This window comes from Streptomyces sp. NPDC002044, assembly GCF_040296725.1.
Classification (GTDB): Bacteria; Actinomycetota; Actinomycetes; order Streptomycetales; family Streptomycetaceae; genus Streptomyces; species Streptomyces antarcticus.
Map to the genome: position 1 here is coordinate 22,834 of NZ_JBEOXU010000031.1, position 19,435 is coordinate 42,268.

The following is a 19,435-nucleotide window of genomic DNA, read 5'->3' on the forward strand; positions in this document are numbered from 1 at the left end:
ATGCCCGGAGCGGGCTGCGTCGCTCGCAGGTGCCGTCCTTATGTGCGGCATACCGCGCCCGCAGTACGCCGTACTACTGCGGTCGGCCGCGCGCTAGTCGGTGCGCGGGCGGACCAGGCCCGATTCGTAGGCGATGACCACCAACTGGGCGCGGTCGCGGGCGCCGAGTTTGGCCATGGCCCGGTTGACGTGGGTCTTGACGGTGAGCGGGCTGACCTCCAGCCGGCCGGCGATCCCGTCGTTGGACAGTCCCGAGGCGACGAGGACGAGGACCTCGCGCTCGCGGCCGGTGAGCGCGGCGAGGCGCTCGGAGTGCGCGGACCCGGTGGCGGGGGTGTCGGCGCCGCCGCCCTGGGCCAGGAAGGTGGCGATGAGCCCCCGGGTGGCGGCCGGGGAGAGCAGCGCGTCGCCCGCGGCGGCGACGCGGATGGCGTTGAGCAGTTCGTCGGGCTCGGCGCCCTTGCCGAGGAAGCCGGAGGCACCGGCGCGCAGGGCCGCGACCACGTACTCGTCGACCTCGAAGGTCGTCAGCATGACGACGCGCACGGCGGCCAGTTCCGGATCCGCGCTGATCATGCGGGTGGCGGCGAGCCCGTCGGTGCCGGGCATGCGGATGTCCATGAGGACGACGTCGGGGCGTTCGCGCCGGGCGGCCTCGAAGGCCCCGGCGCCGTCCGCCGCCTCGCCGACGACCACCATGTCGGGTTCGGAGTCCACGAGCACCCTGAAGGCGCTGCGCAGCAGTGCCTGGTCGTCGGCGAGCAGGACGCGGATGGGCGCGTCGGCGGTCGGTTCCGTCGGAGTGTGGTCCACGGGGTGAGCGTACGTGCGGGCGCGCGGACGCCGGGTCCGCGGGCGCCCCGGCCGGTCAGCCCAGGGCCAGCACCACCAGGGCCGCGGTCGCCGCGACCTCGGCCACGGCGCCGAAGACGTCCCCGGTGACCCCGTCGAAGCGCCGTACGCAGCGCCGCAGCAGCAGCTCCGCCGCGCCGAGGGCGGCCAGCACCGCGGCCGCGTGCGCGACGGCGGACGGCAGGCCGAGCGGGAGGGCGCAGGCGGCGGCGAGCAGCACGGTGAGCGCGGCGAGCACGGCGGCCACGCCGCGCGGTACCGCCCCGGCGACGGCGGCGCCGAGGCCCCCGGGGCGGGCGGGCGGTACGCCGTCGCGGGCGGCGAGGGTCATGGCGAGGCGGGCGGCCACGGCTGCGGTGACGGCGGCGAGGGAGCCGCGGACCCAGCTGTCGGCGTAGGCGTCGGCCAGGGCGGCGACCTGGACGAGCAGCACGAGCAGCAGGGCCACGACGCCGAAGGGGCCGATGTCGGACTGCTTCATGACGCGCAGCGCGTCCTCGGCGGGTTTGGCGCTGCCCAGCCCGTCCGCGGTGTCGGCGAGCCCGTCGAGGTGCAGCCCCCGGGTGAGGGCGGCCGGTACGGCGACGGTCACGGCCGCGGCGAGCAGCGGCCCCCCGCCGCACACCAGCAGCAGCGCGCCCGGGACGGCCGCGAGCAGGCCGACGGCCAGTCCGGCGAGCGGGGCGCAGGCCATGCCGGTCCGGGCGGCGGGCCGGTCCCAGCGGGTGATGCGGGCGGGCAGCACGGTGAGCGTGCCGAACGCGAAGCGGAGGCCGTCGCGCAGCGAGGCGCGTTCCGGCGGCGGCGCCATGGGCGGGTCATCGAACAAATCTTTCATCGGCGCGAACGCTACCGGTCGGCGCCGGGCGGTAAGTTACCCATTACGGGCAAAATCGGTATCCGGCCATCTCGTATCCGGCCGGAGAGGGAGCGGATGCGATGGGTCAGTGGTGGTATCGCAACATCATGGAGCCGGGGAAGCTGCCCCTGCTGCTGGCGCTGCTCTCGTTCGTCATGTCCTTCCTGATCACCCGCGTGATCACCCGGCTGATCAGGGCGGGACGGGGACCGTTCAAGAACGTCACCCCGGGCGGGATGCACATCCACCACGTGGTGCCGGGCGTCATCCTGGTGATCATCGGCGGCTTCGGGGCGGTCGCCAGCGCCCGGCACAGTTTCGGCGCGGCCCTCTCGGCGGTCATCTTCGGCCTGGGGGCGGGCCTGGTCCTGGACGAGTTCGCCCTGATCCTGCACCTCGACGACGTCTACTGGAGCGAGCAGGGCCGCAAGAGCGTGGAGATCGTGGTGCTGACGGCCGCCCTCGTGGCGCTGGTCCTCGGCGGGTTCGTGCCGTTCGGGGTGAACGACCTCACCCCCGAGGAGCGGCAGAGCCGCGGGCTCGTGGTCATGAACACGGCCACGAACTTCTTCCTCGCGCTGATCGCCCTGTGGAAGGGCAAGGCCCGTACCGCGTTCTTCGGGACCGTCATCCCCTTCGTGGCACTCATCGGCGCGGTCCGCCTCGCCCGGCCGGACTCCCCGTACGCGAAGCGGTTCTACGGGAAGCGCCCCCGCGCCCGCGCCAAGGCGGCGCTGCGCGCCTTCCACCACGACCGGCGGTGGTCGACGCCGCGCCGGCGGTTCGAGAACTTCATCGGCGGCACCCCCGACGAGGAGCGCGCCGTCGCCGCGGCGCCGGAGAAGCCGCCGGGAAGCTGAGCCGGCACACCGGCGGGACCGGCGCACCACACGACGGCGGGCCCGCCCCCGTTGCGGGGGGGCGGGCCCGTGGCGCCGGCCGGTCTCGGGACTCAGCCCGGGATCAGGCCGTCGTCGGCGAGCATCGCCCTGACCTGGTCCAGGCCGGCGTCCGGCCCGGGCAGGATCAGCTCGGACGGCTGCAGCGTCTCGTCGGGCAGTGGTTCGCCCAGGCGCCGTACCGCTTCGAGGAGCGCGCCCAGCGTGCGCCGGAAGCCCTCCTCGTCGCCACGCTGCATCTCCGCGAGCAGCTCGTCGTCCAGCCTGTTGAGCTCGGTGAAGTGGCGGTCGGCCATCTCCACCTGGCCCTCCCCCATGATGCGGACAATCATGACGGGCCCCGTCCTACTGCTTGTCGAACCGGTGCTGGGTCCGCGGCGGCTGGGCGGTCCCCGGGGCGCCGCCGCCCTCGATGGCCGGCTGCTGCGCGGACGTGCCGCCCGCCAGCTCGGCCTTCATCCGCTGGAGTTCGAGCTCCACGTCCGTACCGCCCGAGAGGCGGTCCAGCTCGGCCTGGATGTCGTCCTTGGAGCCGAGGCCGCTGCGGTCGTCGAGCGCGCCGGAGGCCAGCAGCTCGTCGATCGCGCCGGCGCGGGCCTGGAGCTGGGCGGTCTTGTCCTCGGCCCGCTGGATGGCCAGGCCGACGTCGCTCATCTCCTCGGAGATGCCGGAGAAGGACTCCGCGATCCGGGTCTGCGCCTGGGCCGCGGTGTAGGTGGCCTTGATGGTCTCCTTCTTCGTCCGGAACGCGTCCACCTTGGCCTGGAGGCGCTGTGCGGCGAGGGTCAGCTTCTCCTCCTCGCCCTGGAGGGTCTGGTGCTGCACCTCCAGGTCGCTGACCTGCTGCTGGAGGGAGGAGCGGCGGGCCAGGGCCTCGCGGGCCAGGTCCTCGCGGCCCAGGGCCAGCGCCTTGCGGCCCTGGTCCTCCAGCTTGGCCGACTGGCCCTGCAGCTGGTTCAGCTGCAGCTCCAGGCGCTTGCGGGAGGTCGCCACGTCGGCGACTCCGCGGCGTACCTTCTGAAGCAGCTCCAGCTGCTTCTGGTACGAGTAGTCGAGGGTTTCGCGCGGGTCCTCGGCCCGGTCAAGGGCCTTGTTCGCCTTCGCGCGGAAGATCATCCCCATACGCTTCATGACACCGCTCATGGGCTTCGCGCGCCCCCTTCTGACGGACTTCGCTCAAGGTCACCGACAAGACCCACAGTACGGGCCCTGTCTCCATTACCGCACTGTTCGAGCACGGATGCGCTCCTCCTCCAGGACGACTACACCCGCGCCCTGTCAGGCGTAAGAAGTAGGTGATCCCAGGAGAGGGGCCCACCGGACGGACCGTGCAACTGGAAGACGCCCGCCGTTGCCGGATCGTTCCCCAGCGGGGTGGGGCGGGTGCCCGCAACCACGTAGGCTTGGGTTTTGTGTTTGGTAGCCGCTCCTCCAAGGAAGAGAAGGCCGCCGCCACCGACAAGGTGAGCGCCGACCTCTCGCAGCCCCGTAACCCGCAGGCCCCGAAGGGCCGCCCTACGCCGAAGCGTGCTGTGGCCCAGTCGCAGCGCAAGGCCGTGGTGGCCTCGACCGGCAATCGCAAGGAGGATGCCAAGCGAGCCCGTGAGCGCCGCCGTGTAGAGATGGCGAAGCAGCGCGAGGCTCTGGCCAATGGCGACGAGCGTTACCTGCCCGTCCGTGACAAGGGCCCGGTCCGCCGGTTCGTCCGCGACTACGTGGACTCCCGCTTCTCGGTCGCCGAGATGTTCCTGCCGCTGGCAGTGATCATCCTGGTGTTGAGCATGGTGCGGGTCCCCTCGATCCAGAACATCGCGCTGATGCTGTGGCTCGGCGTGATCGCGCTGATCATCGTCGACTCCGTCGGCCTCGTCTTCCGCCTCCGCAAGTCGCTGAACGAGCGCTTCCCGGACGAGCCGCGCCGCGGCGCCGTCGCGTACGGCCTCATGCGCACCCTCCAGATGCGCCGGCTCCGCCTGCCCAAGCCGCAGGTCAAGCGCGGGGAACGGCCCTGAGTTCAGTGGCGCCCGGAGCCACGGCTGCGGGCGAGGGCTTCTCGGGCGGTGCCCGCATATGGCTCGAGGGCCTGGGCGGGCTGCGCAACGCGGTGCGCCAGGAACTCGTCGGCCGGCAGGTGGAGGAGCAGATCGCGCAGCGCTTCCCGGTCGGGCAGCGGCTGCGCGTCCTCGACGTCGGCATGGGCCAGGGCACGCAGGCCCTGCGCCTGGCCCGCGCCGGACACAAGGTGACCGGTCTGGAGCAGGACCCCGGGATGCTGACCGTCGCCCGCGAGGTGCTGGCCGAGGAGCCCGCCGGGATCCGCGACCGGGTCCGCCTCATGGAGGGCGACGGCCGGGAGACCGGTGCCCACTTCCTGCCGGGCAGCTTCGACGTGGTGCTGTGCCACGGCGTGCTGATGTATGTGCCCGAGGCGGACGCCATGCTCGCCGGGCTGGCCCGGATGCTGGCCCCCGGCGGCCTGCTGTCCCTGCTCGTGCGCAACGGCGACGCGCTCGCCATGCGGCCCGGGCTGAGCGGCGACTGGGCGGGGGCGCTGAGTGCCTTCGAGAGCCTCGACTACACGAACCGGCTGGGCCTCGACGTGCGCGCCGACCGGCTCGCCGGGCTGACGGCCACGCTGTCGGGCATCGGGGCGCCGCTCCAGTCCTGGTACGGGGTGCGCGTCTTCACCGACGGGACCGAGGCCGGCGAGACCCTCCCGCCCGACGAGGAGCTGGAGCGGCTGCTGGCCGCCGAGGACCGCGCCGGGCGCACCGACCCCTACCGCGGGGTCGCGGCGCTGCTGCACCTGTGCGGCGTACGGGGCTGACCCGCCGCACGGCCGGACCTCGGCGCCTGCGGCTCGACGGGCCCCCGGCCGACCGGGCCGCGGGCCCTCCGGGAGCGGGCGACCGCTCCCGGAGGAGAACCGCTAGGCGTCGAGCGCCGCGCGCAGGCTCATCGTGTACAGCTCGGTCCCGCTGTCGTCGGACAGCTTGACCTGCTCGGTGCCGCCCTCCAGCAGGTCCTTCCAGTACTCCCCGATCCAGGACTCCGCGTCGCCCTGCGTGGTGAACTCCTCCGGCACCACCGACGGGCTCGCCTCGCTGCCGTCGGCCGTCTCGAACCGCCACGTCCACGCCATGTCCGCCTCCGTTGCTCGTCCGCTGTCCGCTGTTCGCGCGCTTCTCGCCTTGAGTGTGCCCGCAGAGTAACCGGGCGCGCAGCTCTCCCGGCGACGCGGGAGGATCATCCTGTGGAACTCACTCTGCTCGGCACCGGCACACCCGAGGGTCTGCCCCGCCCCGGCTGCCCCTGCGCGGCCTGCGCGCTCTCCGTCGGCCCCTGGTCCCGCGCGGCCACGGCCGTCCTCGTGGACGGCGCCCTACTGCTGGACCTGACCCCGGGGGCCGTGCTGGCGGGCGCCCGGGCCGGGCATTCCCTGGCCGGCGTACGGCAGGTCCTGCTGACCCACCCGCACGACGGCCCGCCGGTGGAGCTGCCGCCCGGGCTGCCGGCCGCCGGGCGGGTGCCGGACGGCCGGGAGCTGGCGGTGATCTCGGGGCACCGGGTGCGGGCGGTGCCCATGGACGCGCCCGGCACCGGGTACGAGGTGACGGGCCCGGACGGCAGCAGGCTGCTGTACCTGCCGCCCGGCGGGGCCCCGGCCGGAACCAACGGGACGACCGGGCAGCGCCCGTACGACATGGTCCTCGCGGACGTGCTCGGACGGCCCGAGGCGCTGGCGAGGCTGCGGGCGAGCGGCGCGGTCGGCACGGCCACGGACGTGATCGCGGTGCACCTGGACCACGACACCCCGCCGGGCCGGGAACTGGAGCGGCGCTGCGCGGCCGCCGGGGCCCGGGCGGTGGCGGACGGGACCACGGTGATCGCCGGCGAGTACCACGCGGCACCGGCCCCGCCGCGCCGGACGCTGGTGCTGGGCGGGGCCCGCTCGGGCAAGTCCTTCGAGGCGGAGCGGCGCCTGGAGGGCTTCCCCGGGGTGGTCTACGCGGCCACCGGCGGCACCCGGGACGGGGACGCCGAGTGGGCCCACCGCGTCGGCCTGCACCGGGAGCGCCGGCCGGCGACCTGGCGGACGGTGGAGACCTGCGACCTGGTCCCGCTGCTGGCCGAGACCGGGCCGCCGCTGCTCGTGGACTGCCTGGCGCTGTGGCTCACCGACGCGATGGACCGGGCCGGGGCCTGGGACGACGAGGTGTGGGCCCAGGGCGGCCGCCGGCACCTGCACGACCGCTCGGCGGAGTTGGCGCGGGCGGTCCGTGCGGCCCGGCGGCCGGTGGTGCTGGTCAGCAACGAGGTGGGGTCGGGAATCGTCCCCGCGACGGCCTCCGGGCGGCGCTTCCGCGACGAACTGGGCCGCCTCAACACCGCGGTCGCCGCCGAGTGCGAGCACGTCCTGCTGGTGGTCGCCGGACAGGTGCTGGTGCTGAAGGACTGAGCCGGCCGGCGGGACCTGACCGATCCTCACCGCGCCCCCAAGGGGAGGGCCTCACCGGCTGTACTCTCTGGCAGATGACCACGCTGAATCTCGACGACTTCTCCGATCTGATCGAGCGCCCCGACGGGGGCGTCCGGCGTGATGCCGAGGAACGCCGTGAACGGCTGGCCGTGCCGCCCGGCGCGCTGGGCCGGCTCGACGAGCTGGCCGAGTGGCTCGCCGCCGCGCAGGGGCAGGTGCCGGTCAAGCCGATCGAGCGGCCCCGCGTCGTGCTGTTCGCCGCCGACCACGGGATCGCCGCCGAGGGCGTCTCCGCCCGGCCCGCCGGGAGCGCCCACGAGCTGGTGCGGGCCGTGCTCGACGGGGCCAGCCCCGTCGCCGTGCTGGCCCGCCGGTTCGGGGCGACCGTACGGATCGTCGACGCCGGGCTGGACTGCGACCCCGGCCTGCTCCCCGAGGACGTGGTGAAGCACCGCGTGCGGCGCGGCAGCGGCCGGATCGACGTGGAGGACGCGCTGACCGTCGAGGAGGCCCGTGACGCGCTGCGCCTCGGGATGCGGATCGCCGACGAGGAGGCCGATTCGGGAACGGACCTGGTCGTCCTCGGGGACCTCAGCGTCGGCGGCACCACGGTGGCCGCCACCCTCGTCGCCGCCCTGTGCGGAACCGACGCCTCCGTGGTCACCGGCCGCGGCGGCGCGCCGATCGACGACCTCGCCTGGATGCGCAAGTGCGCGGCGATCCGCGACGCGCTGCGCCGGGCCCGGCCGGTCCTCGGCGACCAGGTCGCGCTGCTGGGGGCCGTGGGCGGCGCCGACGTGGCCGCGATCACCGGCTTTCTGCTCCAGTGCGCCGTGCGCCGGACCCCGGTGATCCTCGACGGTGTCGTCTCGGCGGCCTGCGGACTGGTGGCCCAGCGGGCCGCGTTCCGGGCTCCGGACTGGTGGCTGGCCGGTCAGGCGAGCGGCGAGCCGGGCCAGGCGAAGGCACTGGACCGCATGGCACTCAACCCTGTACTCGACCACGGCGTCACAGTGGGCGAGGGAACCGGGGCGCTGCTGGCCCTCCCCCTGGTCCAGGCGGCCGCCGCACTCGCGGCGGAACTCCCGGCGGGGGCGTCCCCGGACGAGGTCCGGGGAGGGGCGGCGCAGGAACCGACGGTGTGAGCCGCCGGGGTTCGCGGCCCTGACCAGGCCGCGGCCCCGGTACGGCCCGTTCCTGGCCAGTGGCGCCCCATATGATCGCTTTTTATGGGAGAGGTCCGTTTGACCAGCGTAGAGACCGACCGCGGCGCGTCACAGGCACCGGGCTCGGCATCCGGAAGGAAAGAGGCCGGCGGCGACACCGCCGGCAAGGGGGCGGGCGGCGGCCGGGAGACCGGCCGGGGGACCGCGCGCTCACGACGGGGCGCGGCGTTCGCCGTCTGGTATCTGCGCGTCGTCACCTTCGTCAACTTCCTCAGCGCGGTGTGGCTTTCGCTCGGGCAGGACCTGCGGCGGCACAACACCGAGGACTTCTACACCCCGTACCTCCTCACGGCGGGCTTCGCCTCCGGGCTGTTCTCGCTGCTGCTGGCGGTCACGATGGGCCGCCGCAAGCGGGCCGCGTGGATCCTGAACCTGGTGCTGGGCGGAGCGCTGCTGCTGGCCTTCGCCACCGCGGCGTTCGCACCGTGCACGCAGGGCGAGCTGAGCCTGTGCTACCCGGAGTTCCGGGACCACGCCCAGAACTGGGTGTCCCTCGGCCTGACCGCCGCGTTCGTCGGCTCCCTGTGGCTGGGCCGCCGGGAGTTCTACGCCCGTGGCGACCGCTCCAATCCGGCGCTGGCCACGGTCGTCGCCGCCGTCGGCCTGCTCGTCACCTCGCTGGTCGCGGCGCTGCTCGTCGGCGTCACGAACACCGACCCGGACAGCTCCGAGGCCACGTTCCTGGCCCGCTGGCGGTACGGGGTGATGCGGCTGATCACCCTGGCGCCCGACGCCCAGGCCTCGCGCGCGATCACCACGCCCGGCTGGGTGGACGTCGTCGTCAACGTGATGTCGATGCTGCTGCTCCTCGCCGTGCTGTTCGCCGCGTTCCGCTCCCGCCGCGTCGTCGACCCGCTCTCCGAGGAGGACGAGGAACGGCTGCGCGCCCTGCTCGCCCGGCAGGGCGACCGCGACTCGCTCGGCTACTTCGCGCTGCGCCGCGAGAAGTCCGTCATCTGGTCCCCCACGGGCAAGGCCGCCGTCACCTACCGCGTCGTCGGCGGCGTCTCGCTGGCCTCGGGCGACCCGATCGGCGACCCCGAGGCGTGGCCGGGCGCCATCGAGCCGTGGCTGGCCGAGGCCCGCGAGCACGGCTGGGTCCCCGCCGTGATGGGCGCGAGCGAGGAGGCCGGCCAGATCTACGCCCGGCACGGCCTCGACGCGCTGGAGCTGGGCGACGAGGCGATCGTGGAGACCGCCGAGTTCACCCTGGACGGCCGCGCCATGCGGACCGTCCGGCAGGCGTACAACCGTGTGAAGCGGGCCGGGTACACGGTCCGCATCCGCCGCCACGCCGACATCCCGGCCGAGGAGATGGACGTACTGCTGCTGCGCGCCGACGACTGGCGCGACGGCGCGACCGAGCGCGGCTTCTCGATGGCGCTGGGCCGGCTGGGTGATCCCGGCGACGGCCAGTGCGTGATGCTGGAGTGCACCGACGGCAACGGTGACCTGCGGGCGGTGCTGTCCTTCGTACCGTGGGGGCCGAAGGGCCTGTCGCTGGACCTGATGCGCCGCGACCGGGACTCCGAGAACGGCCTGATGGAGTTCATGGTGATCGAACTCCTGGAACGCTCCAAGGAGATCGGGGTCACGCAGGTCTCGCTGAACTTCGCGATGTTCCGGTCCGTCTTCGAGCGCGGGTCCCGCCTCGGCGCCGGTCCGGTGCTGCGGTTGTGGCGCTCGCTGCTGAGCTTCTTCTCCCGCTGGTGGCAGATCGAGTCCCTCTACCGGGCCAATGCCAAATACCGGCCGATCTGGGAACCGCGGTTCATGCTCTTCGAGAAGAGTTCGGACCTGCTGCGGATCGGCATCGCGGCGGGCCGGGCCGAGGGCTTCCTGGAGGCCCCCGGCCTTCCGAAGTGGCTGCACCGCAGACACCTGGAGACCCGCCGTTGACAGCGCGGACCACGTCCCCCTCGCGCCGGTTCGCCCGGCGCGAGGGGGGACCCATGTTCTGGACCGTCCGGGACGCCCTCGTCCACGAGAAGTGGCGGGCGGTCCCGATGACCCTCGGCGCGGTCTGTCTGACCTCGGTCTTCCAGATCGTGCAGAACACCTCCTGGGGCTTCCAGCCCGTCCAGAACCTCGGGTCCGTCAAAGCGGTCGACCCGCTGTGGCTCGCCCTGCTGCGCACTCCCCTGTCGCTGTTCGTGCCCGCCCTGGACCTGCCGGTGTGGGGGGCGCTCGCGCAGATCCTGCTCGTGTTCGGGATCTCGGAGATCTGCGTCGGCTGGTGGCGCACGCTGCTCGTCGGCTACGTCGCCACCCTCGCCGGCACCACGTACGCGCGGATCGGGCTCTCCCTCAGCCCGGACCACCCCTTCGGCCTGCCGGTGTCCGACCGCATCGTCAACGACACCGGCCCCTCGGCGGCGGTGGTGGGGCTCGCCATCTACGTGTGCTGGCGCTACCGGGCCTACCTGACCGGCGCCCTGGTGGTCCTGGTGATGATCGGTGAGGTCCTGGTCAAGGACAACCTCGCCGGAAAGGAGCACCTCGCCGCCATCGCGGCCGTCATGGCGGTGTGCCTGGTCCGGGCCGCCTGGGGCCCGGAACGCTCCCCGGTCCCTCCGCTCCGGCGCCCGCCGCCCGTGGACACCCGCTAGGGGGTGTCGTGACCGGTGCCGGTCCCGGTCCGGCAGGCCGTACCGTATCGGGGTGACGACACCCCCCGGGCCGTTCGGGCCCACCCGGCTGTGGATGCGGGACCATCCGCTCGCGACCGACGCCGTGCTGGCGTTCGGGGCGTTCGTCGCCATGGTCGTCGGCTCGTACGCCGATCCGCACGGCCCCCACGGGCCGACCTTCGGCACCCGTGACCCCGAGCCGCTGTCCCTGCTGCTGATGCTGCTCGGCGCGTCCATCCTGGTGCTGCGGCGCCGGCGGCCGCGCACCGTGCTGGCCGTGACCTGCGCGCTGTCGCTGCTGGAGCTGACCACCGGGGAGCCGCGGGCCCCCGTCGTCATGTGCGCGGTGATCGCGCTGTTCACGGTGGCCGCCCGCACCGACCGGCCCACGACCTGGCGGATCGGCGTGCTCACCATGGCGGGCCTGACGGGCGTGGCCATGCTGGCCGGGCCGCTGCCCTGGTACGCGCAGGAGAACCTCGGCATCTTCGCCTGGACCGGGATGGCCGCCGCCGCCGGGGACGCGGTGCGCAGCCGCCGGGCCTTCATCGACGCCATACGGGAGCGGGCGGAACGGGCCGAGCGGACCCGTGAGGAAGAGGCCCGGCGCCGTGTCGCCGAGGAGCGGCTGCGGATCGCCCGGGACCTGCACGACGTCGTGGCCCACCACATCGCCCTGGTCAACGTGCAGGCGGGGGTGGCCGCCCACGTGATGGACAAGCGCCCCGACCAGGCCAAGGAGGCGCTGGCCCACGTACGGGACGCCAGCCGCTCGGCGCTGAACGAGCTGCGGGCAACGGTGGGGCTGCTGCGCCAGTCCGGCGACCCGCAGGCGCCCACCGAGCCCGCGCCCGGGCTGGCCGTGCTGGACGCGCTGGTGGACACCTTCCGCAACGCCGGCCTGCCGGTCGAGGTGATCGTCCAGCTGGGCCCGGGGGCCGCGGACCGCGATCCGGGCGCGCTGCCCGCCGCGGTGGACCTGGCGGCGTACCGGGTCATCCAGGAGGCGCTGACCAACGTGCGCAAGCACGCCGGCCCGGAGGCCCGCGCCGAGGTGAGCGTGGTGCGGATCGGGCCTTCGGTGGAGGTGACCGTTCTGGACGACGGCGGCTCCCCGGCCGCCGCCCCCGCCGCGGAGCCGGCCGATCCGGGCGGCGGCCACGGGCTGCTCGGCATGCGCGAACGGGCCGGCGCCCTGGGCGGGTCCTGCTTCGCCGGGCCCCGGTTCGGCGGCGGCTACCGGGTACACGCCGTCCTCCCGCTCTGAGGCCCGGCCCAGGCGAGTGAGCCGAAGGGGCGCCCCGTGAGCCGGGCTTCGGCGCCCCGGAGGCGAACCGAGCCGCCGAAAAAGGGGCGGCTCAGCAGGCTTCGCGCCACGCGTCCAGGTCGTACTTCTTCTCCAGGGAGCTGAGACCCAGCTCCCTGGAGCGCGCGCAGAACCGCTCCGCCGGCAGCTCGTACTCGACATGGAAGACGGCCTTGCCGGCCTCGATGAACGGGGTCAGCCGGTCGCATTCGCGGTACTGCGCGCACTGCTCGTTGACGGCGAAGTCGAACTCCCCGACGAGCTGCGGGATCTGGTCGAGGTCGTTCTTCAGGCCGACGGCCAGCCCCCGGTCGTGGGCGAGCTTCGCGATCAGCCGGTTGTACGCCAGCTGGTGGGCGGCGGTGAGCGGGAACCCGGAGGGGTTCTGGTAGGCGTCCATGTTGTCGGGCTCCACCGCGTCGAACCCCTTGTCCCGGCACATGTCGAACCGCTTCGCCATCAGCGGTTCCAGCGCGTCCAGCCGCCGTACGTCCAGCCAGCGCTCGCCCTCCCAGCCGTTGCCCTGGCCGAGCAGCTCCTCGGGGAAGGCGTCGGCGTCGGGCCGGAAGTCCTCCCAGGCGCCGGTCGAGAGGTAGCAGATGGTCTTGCGCCCGGCCTTCTTGAGCGCGGAGACCTGCCGGGCCGTCGTGGTGAACCCGTCGACGTCGTACACCGGCGCGTTCACCGAGGTGTCGAGCTTCCCGGTGAGCTGCCACTGCCAGCCGACCCCGGGCCGGGGCTGCCACCGCTGCCCCGGCGCCTGTCCGGGCCACGGGTAGGGCTCCTCGTCGTCCTCTTGCGGCGCGCTCGTGCACGCGGCGAGGAGCAGGAGGGGTACGAGCAGCAGCAGACGGGCCCGCGGGCGCGTCTGCCCGGTGGGGAAACGGTTCATCCCGCCGCCTCCAGGGCGTACGGGAGGGTCCCCCACGGGTGCGCGCCGCCTCCGGGAACCGCGCAGTGCACCCCCGCGCCCCGTTCGGTGGCGAGTTCCCCGGCGAGTTCGGCGGGGGCGCCGGGCGGGACGGCGTACACGAGGTGGCAGAACCGTTCGGCGGGGTGGTCGGCGGTCCACGGTGGCACGGGCGAGGCGTCCTGGTAGGCGTCCCAGGGGCCTTCGAAGGTGACGAGGAGGTCGGCGAGCGTGGCGTAGCCGGGGTGGGGGTGGACCCCGTGGTTCAGGACGAGGGTGCGGGCGCCCGCGGCGCGGGCGGCGACGGAGAGCCGTCCGTAGTGCCCGAGCAGGTCGGGGCCGGAGGCGGCCTGGTCGAGGAACGCCCCGTCGGTGCCGTACCAGTCGCGGTGGCGCAGCAGGTCCTGGACCACGGCGGCGTGCGGGCGGCGCCCGTAGTCGGTGTCGGCGTACCCCAGGACGGGGACCCCGGCCTCGCGCAGCCGCTCGGCGACGAGGGCGAACCGCTCGTCGGGGGCCTCGCCGGGTCCGCTGTCGGGGTTGAGGACGACGGAGTGCAGCCGTCGGGCGGACCGGATGACCCGCTCCCAGTCCTCGGGGCGGTCGGCGGGGTGCTCGTACAGGGGCACCAGCAGCATGGGGTCCTTCTTCTCGTCGTACGGCTCGCGGGTCGGACGGGTCGGACGGGTCGGACGGGTCGGGTGCGGGCGGTGGGGCAGGCCGGGTTCGGCCGCCCGGGTCAGCGGTGGGCCGTGGCGCGGCCGAGGAGCAGGCAGACCAGGACGGCCAGGGCCGCGGCGGCCGTGGCGGCGACCACCAGCTGCACCATCCGGGGCTGTCCGAACCCGGTCAGCAGCGCCAGGCTCTGGGCGACCGCGGCCGAGGCGCAGACCACGGCGGCGGGCCGGACCGCCCCGAAGGACTGCAGGAGCAGCCCGGTCCACATCACGGTGCCGAGCAGCAGCAGGGTGGCGACCCGGACGCCGGTGAGGACGGGGGCGTCGGGCCACAGCAGCGTTCCGGTCACGCCCAGGGCCAGCAGCACCACCAGGTAGGCGGCGAGGCACTGGGCGAGTGTGGTGAGCATCCGGCCCCAGAACGCGAGGGGCGAGCGGGCCGCCCGGAGCCCGGCGAGGCTGCCGCTGCGGAACCGGTGGAGCAGCCATTCGGCGGGGCCCATGCTGAGGGTGAGGGCCACCGCCGAGGGGGCGGCGACGGCTTCGGCCGGGCCGCCGGCCAGTACCTCGCCGAGGGCGGCGTACAACACGAGCAGGCCGGTGCCGAGGCCGAAGACCCCGTACGGCACGGAGTCCCCGAGCCGGGGTCCGCGCGGGGTGTGCTCCTCCTCGGCGCCGCGCAGCATCTGCCAGCGCACCGGGCCGGCGCCCGGGCGGCGCTCCGCCCACCCCCGGACGCGCCGCCGGGCGCCGCGCAGGCCGGCGGCGAGCGGCAGTTCCCGTACGGCCAGGGTGCAGGCGGCCGCGAGGGACACGGCGAGCAGGGTCATGCGCACCGGCACGGGCAGGTCCGTGAACAGGGCGAGGACCGCGCCGGCGGCCATCGGGCCGAGCGCGGCGAGCAGCACCCGCTCGCGGCCGAGGACGAGCAGGACGGTGGCGGCGCCGACGTAGAGGGCCTGGCCCGCGGCGAAGGCGTACGAGAACGGCGGCCCGCCGGGCACGGCCAGTGCGGCGGCGGTGCCCAGCAGGGACCCGGCGGGGGCTCCGACGAGCAGGGTCCGTCCGGCGGCGGCCCGGTCGCCGAGGCCGAGCCAGGAGTACGCCCGGTGGGACAGGGTCTGGTCCCAGACCCAGCCGATGAGCGCGCCGGCGAGCAGGGTCAGGGTCCCGGCGGGCAGGCCCAGGCGGTCCTTGGGGCCGTCGAGGAGGGGCGCGCCCAGTACGTAGGCCAGGCCGGGCAGCGCGAAGATCACCCCGCGCAGCAGGCAGGCGGTGAGGGAGACCTTCCAGGGGTCGGCGGCGTCCGCGGGTTCCGGGTAGGCACGGGGCACCCGGGCGAACAGCTCCTCGGCGAGACCGAAGGAGTCCGGGCGGCCGTAGGTGAGCCGGATGTACTCGTCGGTCATGCCGTCGGATTCGAGGATGGCGGCGATCTCGTCGGGGTGCACGGCCGCCGAGATGAACACGCCGAGCCGGTCGGCGAGTTCGTCCATCGGGTCGGCGGCCGGGATGCCGCGGCGCGGCCGGGGAACGGCGGGGAGGGTGTCCAGCGCCGGGCCGTGCGCCCCGCCGGGGCCGGCCGGGACCGGCTCTCCGGGGGTGCCGCCCGCCCGCCGCGGGCCGCGGCGGGCGGCGGAGCCGACGGGTACCCAGCCGCCGTCGGTGCCGGGGGCCTTGAGCCAGAGGGATCCGCTCACCACAGGCTCCCGTCGGCCGCGAGTTCGCGGTACCAGGGGTCGCCGAGCCGCTGGGTCCAGTCGTCGCCCTCGTGGACGGGCAGGACGGGCTGGCCGGCGAGTTCCCGGTAGATGTGCCGGAAGCCGTCCACGGACTGGTGGAGGGTGAACTTCTCCACCACGCGCTTGCGGGCCATCCGGCCCAGCTCGGCGCGGCGTTCACCGTCGCGGAGCAGGGCGAGGGTGGCGCGGGCCATGGTCTGCGGCTCGCGCGGCGGTACGACGAGGCCGGTGTCGCCGACGGCCTCGCGGACCCCGCCGACGTCGGTGGAGACGGTGGTGCGGCCGCAGGACATGGCCTCGATGATGCTGAAGGGGAACCCCTCGCTGATGGAGGAGAGCATGACGACCGAACCGGCCGCGTACGCCCGGGCCACCTGGTCGATGCGGCCCTCGTAGGTGATGCCGTCGTCCACGCCGAGTTCGGCGGCCAGCTCCTCCAGCCGGAGCCGGTAGCCCTCGCAGCCGGCGGGGACCGGGCCGAAGAGACGCAGCCGCAGCTCGGGCAGTTCCTCGCGCATGAACGCGTAGGCCCGGATGAGGGTTTCGAGGTCCTTGATCGGGTCGACGCGGCCGCACCAGCTGAGGGTGGGCACCTCGGGCTCGGGCCCGGCCTCGGGGAACGCGTGCGGGTCGACGCCGTTGTAGACGGTCCGGATGCGCTCGGAGTCGGCGCCCCCGCGCTCCTCCCAGCGGCGGTTGTACTGGTTGCACGGGGTGATCAGGTCGGCCTGCCGGTAGCCCTCGGTGTTGAGCTCGCGGTAGAAGCCGAGCATGAGGGCCTTGACGGGCCAGCGCTGTTCGGCGGTGCGGTAGCCGAGGTAGCGCTCGCGCAGGTAGATGCCGTGCTCGGTCAGGAGGAAGGGCACGTCGTCGAGGTACTTGGCGGCGAGCGCGGGGAGGGTGGCGAGGCCGCTGCTGACGGCGTGCGCGACGCTGTCGGGCGGTATCCGTACGGAGAGCGGGCGCAGCGCGTGTTCCAGCAGGTCGGTGGCGGTCAGCGCGTCGTGGATGGTGGGCCGGGCCTCGGCGGTGGTCAGGCCCGGGCGGGTCCAGACGGTCATCAGGAGGCGCAGGACGGACTCGGAGCGCAGGGCCGGGGCGAGTTTCCCGGCCCGGGCGAGGAGGGCCAGTTCGCGCAGGGCTCCGGAGAAGCCGCCGTGGTCCGGGTCGAGCAGGGAGAGCAGGAAGGTTTCGTACACCCGGGTGAAGCGGCGGTGGGCCTTGCCGCGCAGGGTGGTGCGGCGGCCGCGGCCGGAGGGAGGGCCCCAGAGCGGGACGGCGATGTGGCGGTAGACGTTGCGCGGGAGTTCCCAGGTGACCGGCTCCCGTCCGGAGCCGGTCAGGGCTATGACGTTGAAATCGACCTCCGGCATGCCGCGCACCAGCTGGTCGCACCAGGTGCTGACGCCCCCGTGGACGTGCGGGTAGGTGCCTTCGGTGAGCATGGTGACATGACGCCCATGGCTCATGCGGTGTGTCCCCCCAGGACGGAAAAGGGGCCGGCGCCCTTGGGTTCGGAGCGCCGGCGCTAGGTGGTACGGGTGACGGGTCGCGGGACGGTCAGCTGGGCAGCTTGAGCGTGACGGCGCTCTGGAGCAGCTCGGGCGAGGTCCAGGTGGAGCGGGTGCCGGCGTAGGCGGTGCCGAAGTCGGCGGTGCCGAGGAGCATCTGCTTCTTGGTGCCGGTGGGGGCGGTCACCGGGGCGACCACTCCGGAGGGCGTCTTGACGGTGACGGCCGTGCCGATGCGGTAGGCGGTGACCTGGTTGTTCGCGAGCGCCTTGTCCCAGGCCGCGCGACGGCTGAGCTCGACGCCGGTGTCCTTCATGCTCTGGTTCACGATCGGCGCGGTCGGCGCGTAGAGCGTGCGGTAGGTGTCGAGCACCCGGTTGACGACGGGGTAGAGGGTGCGGTCCTCGGCGAGGTTGGACTGGTGGACGTAGTGCGGGCGCGGGTCGTTGGTGAGGACGTGGCGCAGAGCGGTCCGGGCCTCCTGGGGGACGATGTAGTCCAGGTAGCCGGTGGCGGCGTCGACCGGGGCCGCGAGGCAGGTGGACGTCGCCGGGTTGTCCTCGCAGATGCCGCTGCCGCCGTGGGCGCGGCTGGCATAGATCCAGTTGTACTCGTCGGCCATCTCCGCGTTGGTGCCCGTGTTGTAGTACACGTTCATCGGGTGGCGCGGGACGGTCAGGGCGGCGCCGACGGCACGCTGCGCGGGTTCCCGGGAGTTGTCGCTGCCGGCCCACTTGACGCCGTTGTCGGCGAGGGCTCCGGCCAGGTTGGGGTTGTCCTGGGGCTGCTGCGGGTTGGTCTTGAGTCCGGAGTGCTCGCCGGTGACCAGTTCGGTACGGTCGGTGGTGATGCCCTTGGCGGCCGCCCAGTTGTTGTTGTCGCGGATCTGCGCGGAGATCTCCGCGCGGCTCATGTACTGGATGGCGCCCTGGGCGTTCTTCTTGCAGGTCCAGGGGGAGGTGGTGACGTCCTGGACGCAGCCGAGGAACGGGTGCGTGTACGTGTGGTTCATCCAGCGGAACTTGGCCCGGTCGGCCACGAGCTGGGCGGTCATCGCGTCGACGCCGCCGTTCGCGGTCTTCCACTCCTCGCCGGCGCCCGCGTTGAAGAGCATGTCGAGCTTGAAGTCCTTGGCCGTCTGCCACTGCGCCGCGTACTGCGCGTCGGCGGCGGTCATCCGGATGGTGCTCTCCTGGCCCTCGCCGCCCGGACAGGCGTAGTCGCCGGGCGTGCAGTTCAGCTCCTTGCTCCAGCGGGCGTCGGGGGCGAAGACGTCGTCGACGTGGACCGCGAAGTAGTTGCGGCTCTGGCCGAGGTGGACGCCCTGGGTGAGCCATTCGACGATCCCGCGGGCCAGCAGCCGGAACTGCTGCTGGAACTGGTTGTAGCCGAAGGTGACGACCAGCTCGCTGCGCCCGTCGTGGGTGTACTCGCCGACGAGCGAGGCCCGTCCGGAGCCGACGGGGGCGTCGAGGTAACTGGTGTAGCCGGCCCGCGGCTTGCCCATGAACCCGTAGCTCTCGGGGACGAGGGGCGAGTTGTCCTCGAAGGCGACCTGACCGCCGAGGTAACCGAACGGTCCGGCCTTGCCGGCGGCGGTGACGGCGGCCTGGGTGCCGTCGAGCTGGCCGCCGTAGCCGCCATTGTCGGTGTACTCCAGGCCCACGCCCGGGTGGGACCAGGTGTAGGCGTCGACCTGGCGGATCCCGTACGTCGTCTCGTAGGCGGCGAGGGCCGCCATCTCCGCCGACCCCTCCCCGAACGGGTTCTCGTTCGGCAGGACCACCCCCTGGAACTTGGCGCGCGGACGGCCGTCGACCGTGTCGCTGAGGTAGGCCGCATTGATGACCGGGCGGCCGCTGCTGCCCAGCTGCACGCGGGTGAACGGGACTCCGGTGTCGCGGAGCTCCGCGGTGATCGCCTCGACCGAGGTGCCGCCGTCGTCGACGACCAGCACCTTCAGGTCGATGCGTGGTGTCACGGCCGCCGTGGCGGTCGCGACGGGTAGTACGACGGAAACCAGGGCTGCCGCCGCCATGACGGCCGCGACCCTGTTCATCCGGTTCTTGTTGACCATTTCGGCCTTCCCCCCGCAGGCCTCCCTCGACAACGGCCCCAGGCGGACGGCCGGGCCGGGGAGGCACTGTGGAAATCATGCAAAGGAACCCCGCGTCCCCTTGCGAGAGTGGGCCGAGTCTTACGGACCTCGTCAGGTCTACGAGGCAAACCTGGAGCAGAGTCCACAGATGGGTGAACCAGTTGGCCGTTTGATCGAACAACTTGCCAAACCTTCGAGTGGCGTGCGGACGAGTCCGGGCGCGTACGCTCATTTCCGGCGGCGAC

18 protein-coding genes are annotated in these 19,435 nt (G+C 73.7%); 8 read left to right on the forward strand and 10 right to left on the reverse strand.

The features are described 5' to 3' along the window. Positions 1–93: 93 nt before the first annotated feature. Both ABT106_RS11130 and ABT106_RS11135 read right to left on the reverse strand, forming a co-directional pair. Positions 94–813, reverse strand: coding sequence for a response regulator (locus tag ABT106_RS11130; protein WP_351275294.1), 720 nt, complete (start codon positions 811–813; stop codon positions 94–96). Between the two features lie 55 nt (positions 814–868). Next, on the reverse strand, positions 869–1,663 hold the full coding sequence (locus ABT106_RS11135) for an adenosylcobinamide-GDP ribazoletransferase (RefSeq protein ID WP_351275296.1): 795 nt from the start codon (positions 1,661–1,663) through the stop codon (positions 869–871). A 128-nt stretch (positions 1,664–1,791) separates the two neighbouring features. Here ABT106_RS11135 and ABT106_RS11140 point away from each other — a divergent pair, with 128 nt between their 5' ends. Further along, positions 1,792–2,571 carry a hypothetical protein gene (locus ABT106_RS11140; RefSeq protein WP_351275298.1) on the forward strand — a complete coding sequence of 260 codons (780 nt, stop codon included), beginning with the start codon at positions 1,792–1,794 and terminating at the stop codon, positions 2,569–2,571. Positions 2,572–2,663: 92 nt separating this feature from the next. Here the strand turns inward: ABT106_RS11140 and pspAA are convergent, their stop codons facing one another. Both pspAA and ABT106_RS11150 read right to left on the reverse strand, forming a co-directional pair. Beyond that, a complete protein-coding gene (pspAA, locus tag ABT106_RS11145) occupies positions 2,664–2,942 on the reverse strand; it encodes a PspA-associated protein PspAA (RefSeq protein ID WP_351275300.1) in 279 nt (92 codons plus the stop codon). A 13-nt stretch (positions 2,943–2,955) separates the two neighbouring features. After that, positions 2,956–3,753, reverse strand: a complete 798-nt coding sequence (locus ABT106_RS11150; protein ID WP_351275302.1) for a PspA/IM30 family protein — start codon at positions 3,751–3,753, stop codon at positions 2,956–2,958. A gap of 260 nt (positions 3,754–4,013) precedes the next feature. Between ABT106_RS11150 and ABT106_RS11155 the strand changes: the two genes are divergently transcribed. Both ABT106_RS11155 and ABT106_RS11160 read left to right on the forward strand, forming a co-directional pair. Then, positions 4,014–4,622, forward strand: coding sequence for a DUF3043 domain-containing protein (locus ABT106_RS11155; RefSeq protein ID WP_351275304.1), 609 nt, complete (start codon positions 4,014–4,016; stop codon positions 4,620–4,622). Positions 4,623–4,678: 56 nt separating this feature from the next. Further along, complete coding sequence (locus ABT106_RS11160) at positions 4,679–5,437, forward strand: class I SAM-dependent methyltransferase (protein WP_502979304.1); 759 nt, start codon at positions 4,679–4,681, stop codon at positions 5,435–5,437. 102 nt (positions 5,438–5,539) lie between these two features. On the opposite strand, the gene ABT106_RS11165 is transcribed toward ABT106_RS11160, so the two are convergent. After that, positions 5,540–5,752 carry a hypothetical protein gene (locus ABT106_RS11165; protein ID WP_267720825.1) on the reverse strand — a complete coding sequence of 71 codons (213 nt, stop codon included), beginning with the start codon at positions 5,750–5,752 and terminating at the stop codon, positions 5,540–5,542. A 111-nt stretch (positions 5,753–5,863) separates the two neighbouring features. On the opposite strand from ABT106_RS11165, the gene ABT106_RS11170 reads away from it, so the two are divergent. From ABT106_RS11170 to ABT106_RS11190, 5 genes are all read left to right on the forward strand, one after another. Next, positions 5,864–7,069, forward strand: a complete 1,206-nt coding sequence (locus ABT106_RS11170) for a bifunctional adenosylcobinamide kinase/adenosylcobinamide-phosphate guanylyltransferase (RefSeq protein ID WP_351275306.1) — start codon at positions 5,864–5,866, stop codon at positions 7,067–7,069. Positions 7,070–7,152: 83 nt separating this feature from the next. Next, the gene (gene cobT, locus ABT106_RS11175; RefSeq protein WP_351275342.1) at positions 7,153–8,235 is read left to right on the forward strand and encodes a nicotinate-nucleotide--dimethylbenzimidazole phosphoribosyltransferase; all 1,083 of its coding nucleotides are present in this window, start codon (positions 7,153–7,155) and stop codon (positions 8,233–8,235) included. A gap of 84 nt (positions 8,236–8,319) precedes the next feature. Further along, complete coding sequence (locus ABT106_RS11180; RefSeq protein ID WP_351275308.1) at positions 8,320–10,215, forward strand: phosphatidylglycerol lysyltransferase domain-containing protein; 1,896 nt, start codon at positions 8,320–8,322, stop codon at positions 10,213–10,215. 53 nt (positions 10,216–10,268) lie between these two features. Then, on the forward strand, positions 10,269–10,925 hold the full coding sequence (locus ABT106_RS11185) for a hypothetical protein (RefSeq protein ID WP_351275310.1): 657 nt from the start codon (positions 10,269–10,271) through the stop codon (positions 10,923–10,925). A gap of 94 nt (positions 10,926–11,019) precedes the next feature. Continuing rightward, a complete protein-coding gene (locus ABT106_RS11190; protein ID WP_351275344.1) occupies positions 11,020–12,213 on the forward strand; it encodes a sensor histidine kinase in 1,194 nt (397 codons plus the stop codon). Positions 12,214–12,304: 91 nt separating this feature from the next. Here ABT106_RS11190 and ABT106_RS11195 read toward each other — a convergent pair whose 3' ends face one another. The 5 genes from ABT106_RS11195 to ABT106_RS11215 all read right to left on the reverse strand — a co-directional run bounded on the left by ABT106_RS11195 (position 12,305) and on the right by ABT106_RS11215 (position 19,169). Further along, the gene (locus ABT106_RS11195) at positions 12,305–13,144 is read right to left on the reverse strand and encodes an endo alpha-1,4 polygalactosaminidase (protein WP_351275312.1); all 840 of its coding nucleotides are present in this window, start codon (positions 13,142–13,144) and stop codon (positions 12,305–12,307) included. Beyond that, the gene (locus ABT106_RS11200) at positions 13,141–13,800 is read right to left on the reverse strand and encodes a spherulation-specific family 4 protein (RefSeq protein ID WP_351275314.1); all 660 of its coding nucleotides are present in this window, start codon (positions 13,798–13,800) and stop codon (positions 13,141–13,143) included. Before ABT106_RS11200 ends, ABT106_RS11195 begins: the two co-directional genes overlap by 4 nt. A gap of 101 nt (positions 13,801–13,901) precedes the next feature. Continuing rightward, positions 13,902–15,539, reverse strand: a complete 1,638-nt coding sequence (locus ABT106_RS11205; protein WP_351275316.1) for a hypothetical protein — start codon at positions 15,537–15,539, stop codon at positions 13,902–13,904. Then, a complete protein-coding gene (pelF, locus tag ABT106_RS11210) occupies positions 15,536–17,050 on the reverse strand; it encodes a GT4 family glycosyltransferase PelF (protein ID WP_351275318.1) in 1,515 nt (504 codons plus the stop codon). The genes ABT106_RS11205 and pelF overlap by 4 nt, the downstream gene beginning before the upstream one ends. A gap of 91 nt (positions 17,051–17,141) precedes the next feature. Next, a complete protein-coding gene (locus ABT106_RS11215; RefSeq protein WP_351275320.1) occupies positions 17,142–19,169 on the reverse strand; it encodes a hypothetical protein in 2,028 nt (675 codons plus the stop codon). Positions 19,170–19,435: the final 266 nt, after the last annotated feature.

Coding starts and splice junctions, on each gene's coding strand:
- ABT106_RS11185 (WP_351275310.1), top strand. CDS start 10,269: ATGTTCTGGACCGTCCGGGACGCCCTCGTCCACGAGAAGTGGCGGGCG.
- ABT106_RS11165 (WP_267720825.1), bottom strand. CDS start 5,752: ATGGCGTGGACGTGGCGGTTCGAGACGGCCGACGGCAGCGAGGCGAGC.
- ABT106_RS11150 (WP_351275302.1), bottom strand. CDS start 3,753: ATGAGCGGTGTCATGAAGCGTATGGGGATGATCTTCCGCGCGAAGGCG.
- ABT106_RS11135 (WP_351275296.1), bottom strand. CDS start 1,663: ATGGCGCCGCCGCCGGAACGCGCCTCGCTGCGCGACGGCCTCCGCTTC.
- ABT106_RS11200 (WP_351275314.1), bottom strand. CDS start 13,800: ATGCTGCTGGTGCCCCTGTACGAGCACCCCGCCGACCGCCCCGAGGAC.
- ABT106_RS11180 (WP_351275308.1), top strand. CDS start 8,320: ATGGGAGAGGTCCGTTTGACCAGCGTAGAGACCGACCGCGGCGCGTCA.
- pspAA (WP_351275300.1), bottom strand. CDS start 2,942: ATGATTGTCCGCATCATGGGGGAGGGCCAGGTGGAGATGGCCGACCGC.
- ABT106_RS11215 (WP_351275320.1), bottom strand. CDS start 19,169: ATGGTCAACAAGAACCGGATGAACAGGGTCGCGGCCGTCATGGCGGCG.
- pelF (WP_351275318.1), bottom strand. CDS start 17,050: ATGAGCCATGGGCGTCATGTCACCATGCTCACCGAAGGCACCTACCCG.
- ABT106_RS11190 (WP_351275344.1), top strand. CDS start 11,020: ATGCGGGACCATCCGCTCGCGACCGACGCCGTGCTGGCGTTCGGGGCG.
- ABT106_RS11140 (WP_351275298.1), top strand. CDS start 1,792: ATGGGTCAGTGGTGGTATCGCAACATCATGGAGCCGGGGAAGCTGCCC.
- ABT106_RS11195 (WP_351275312.1), bottom strand. CDS start 13,144: ATGAACCGTTTCCCCACCGGGCAGACGCGCCCGCGGGCCCGTCTGCTG.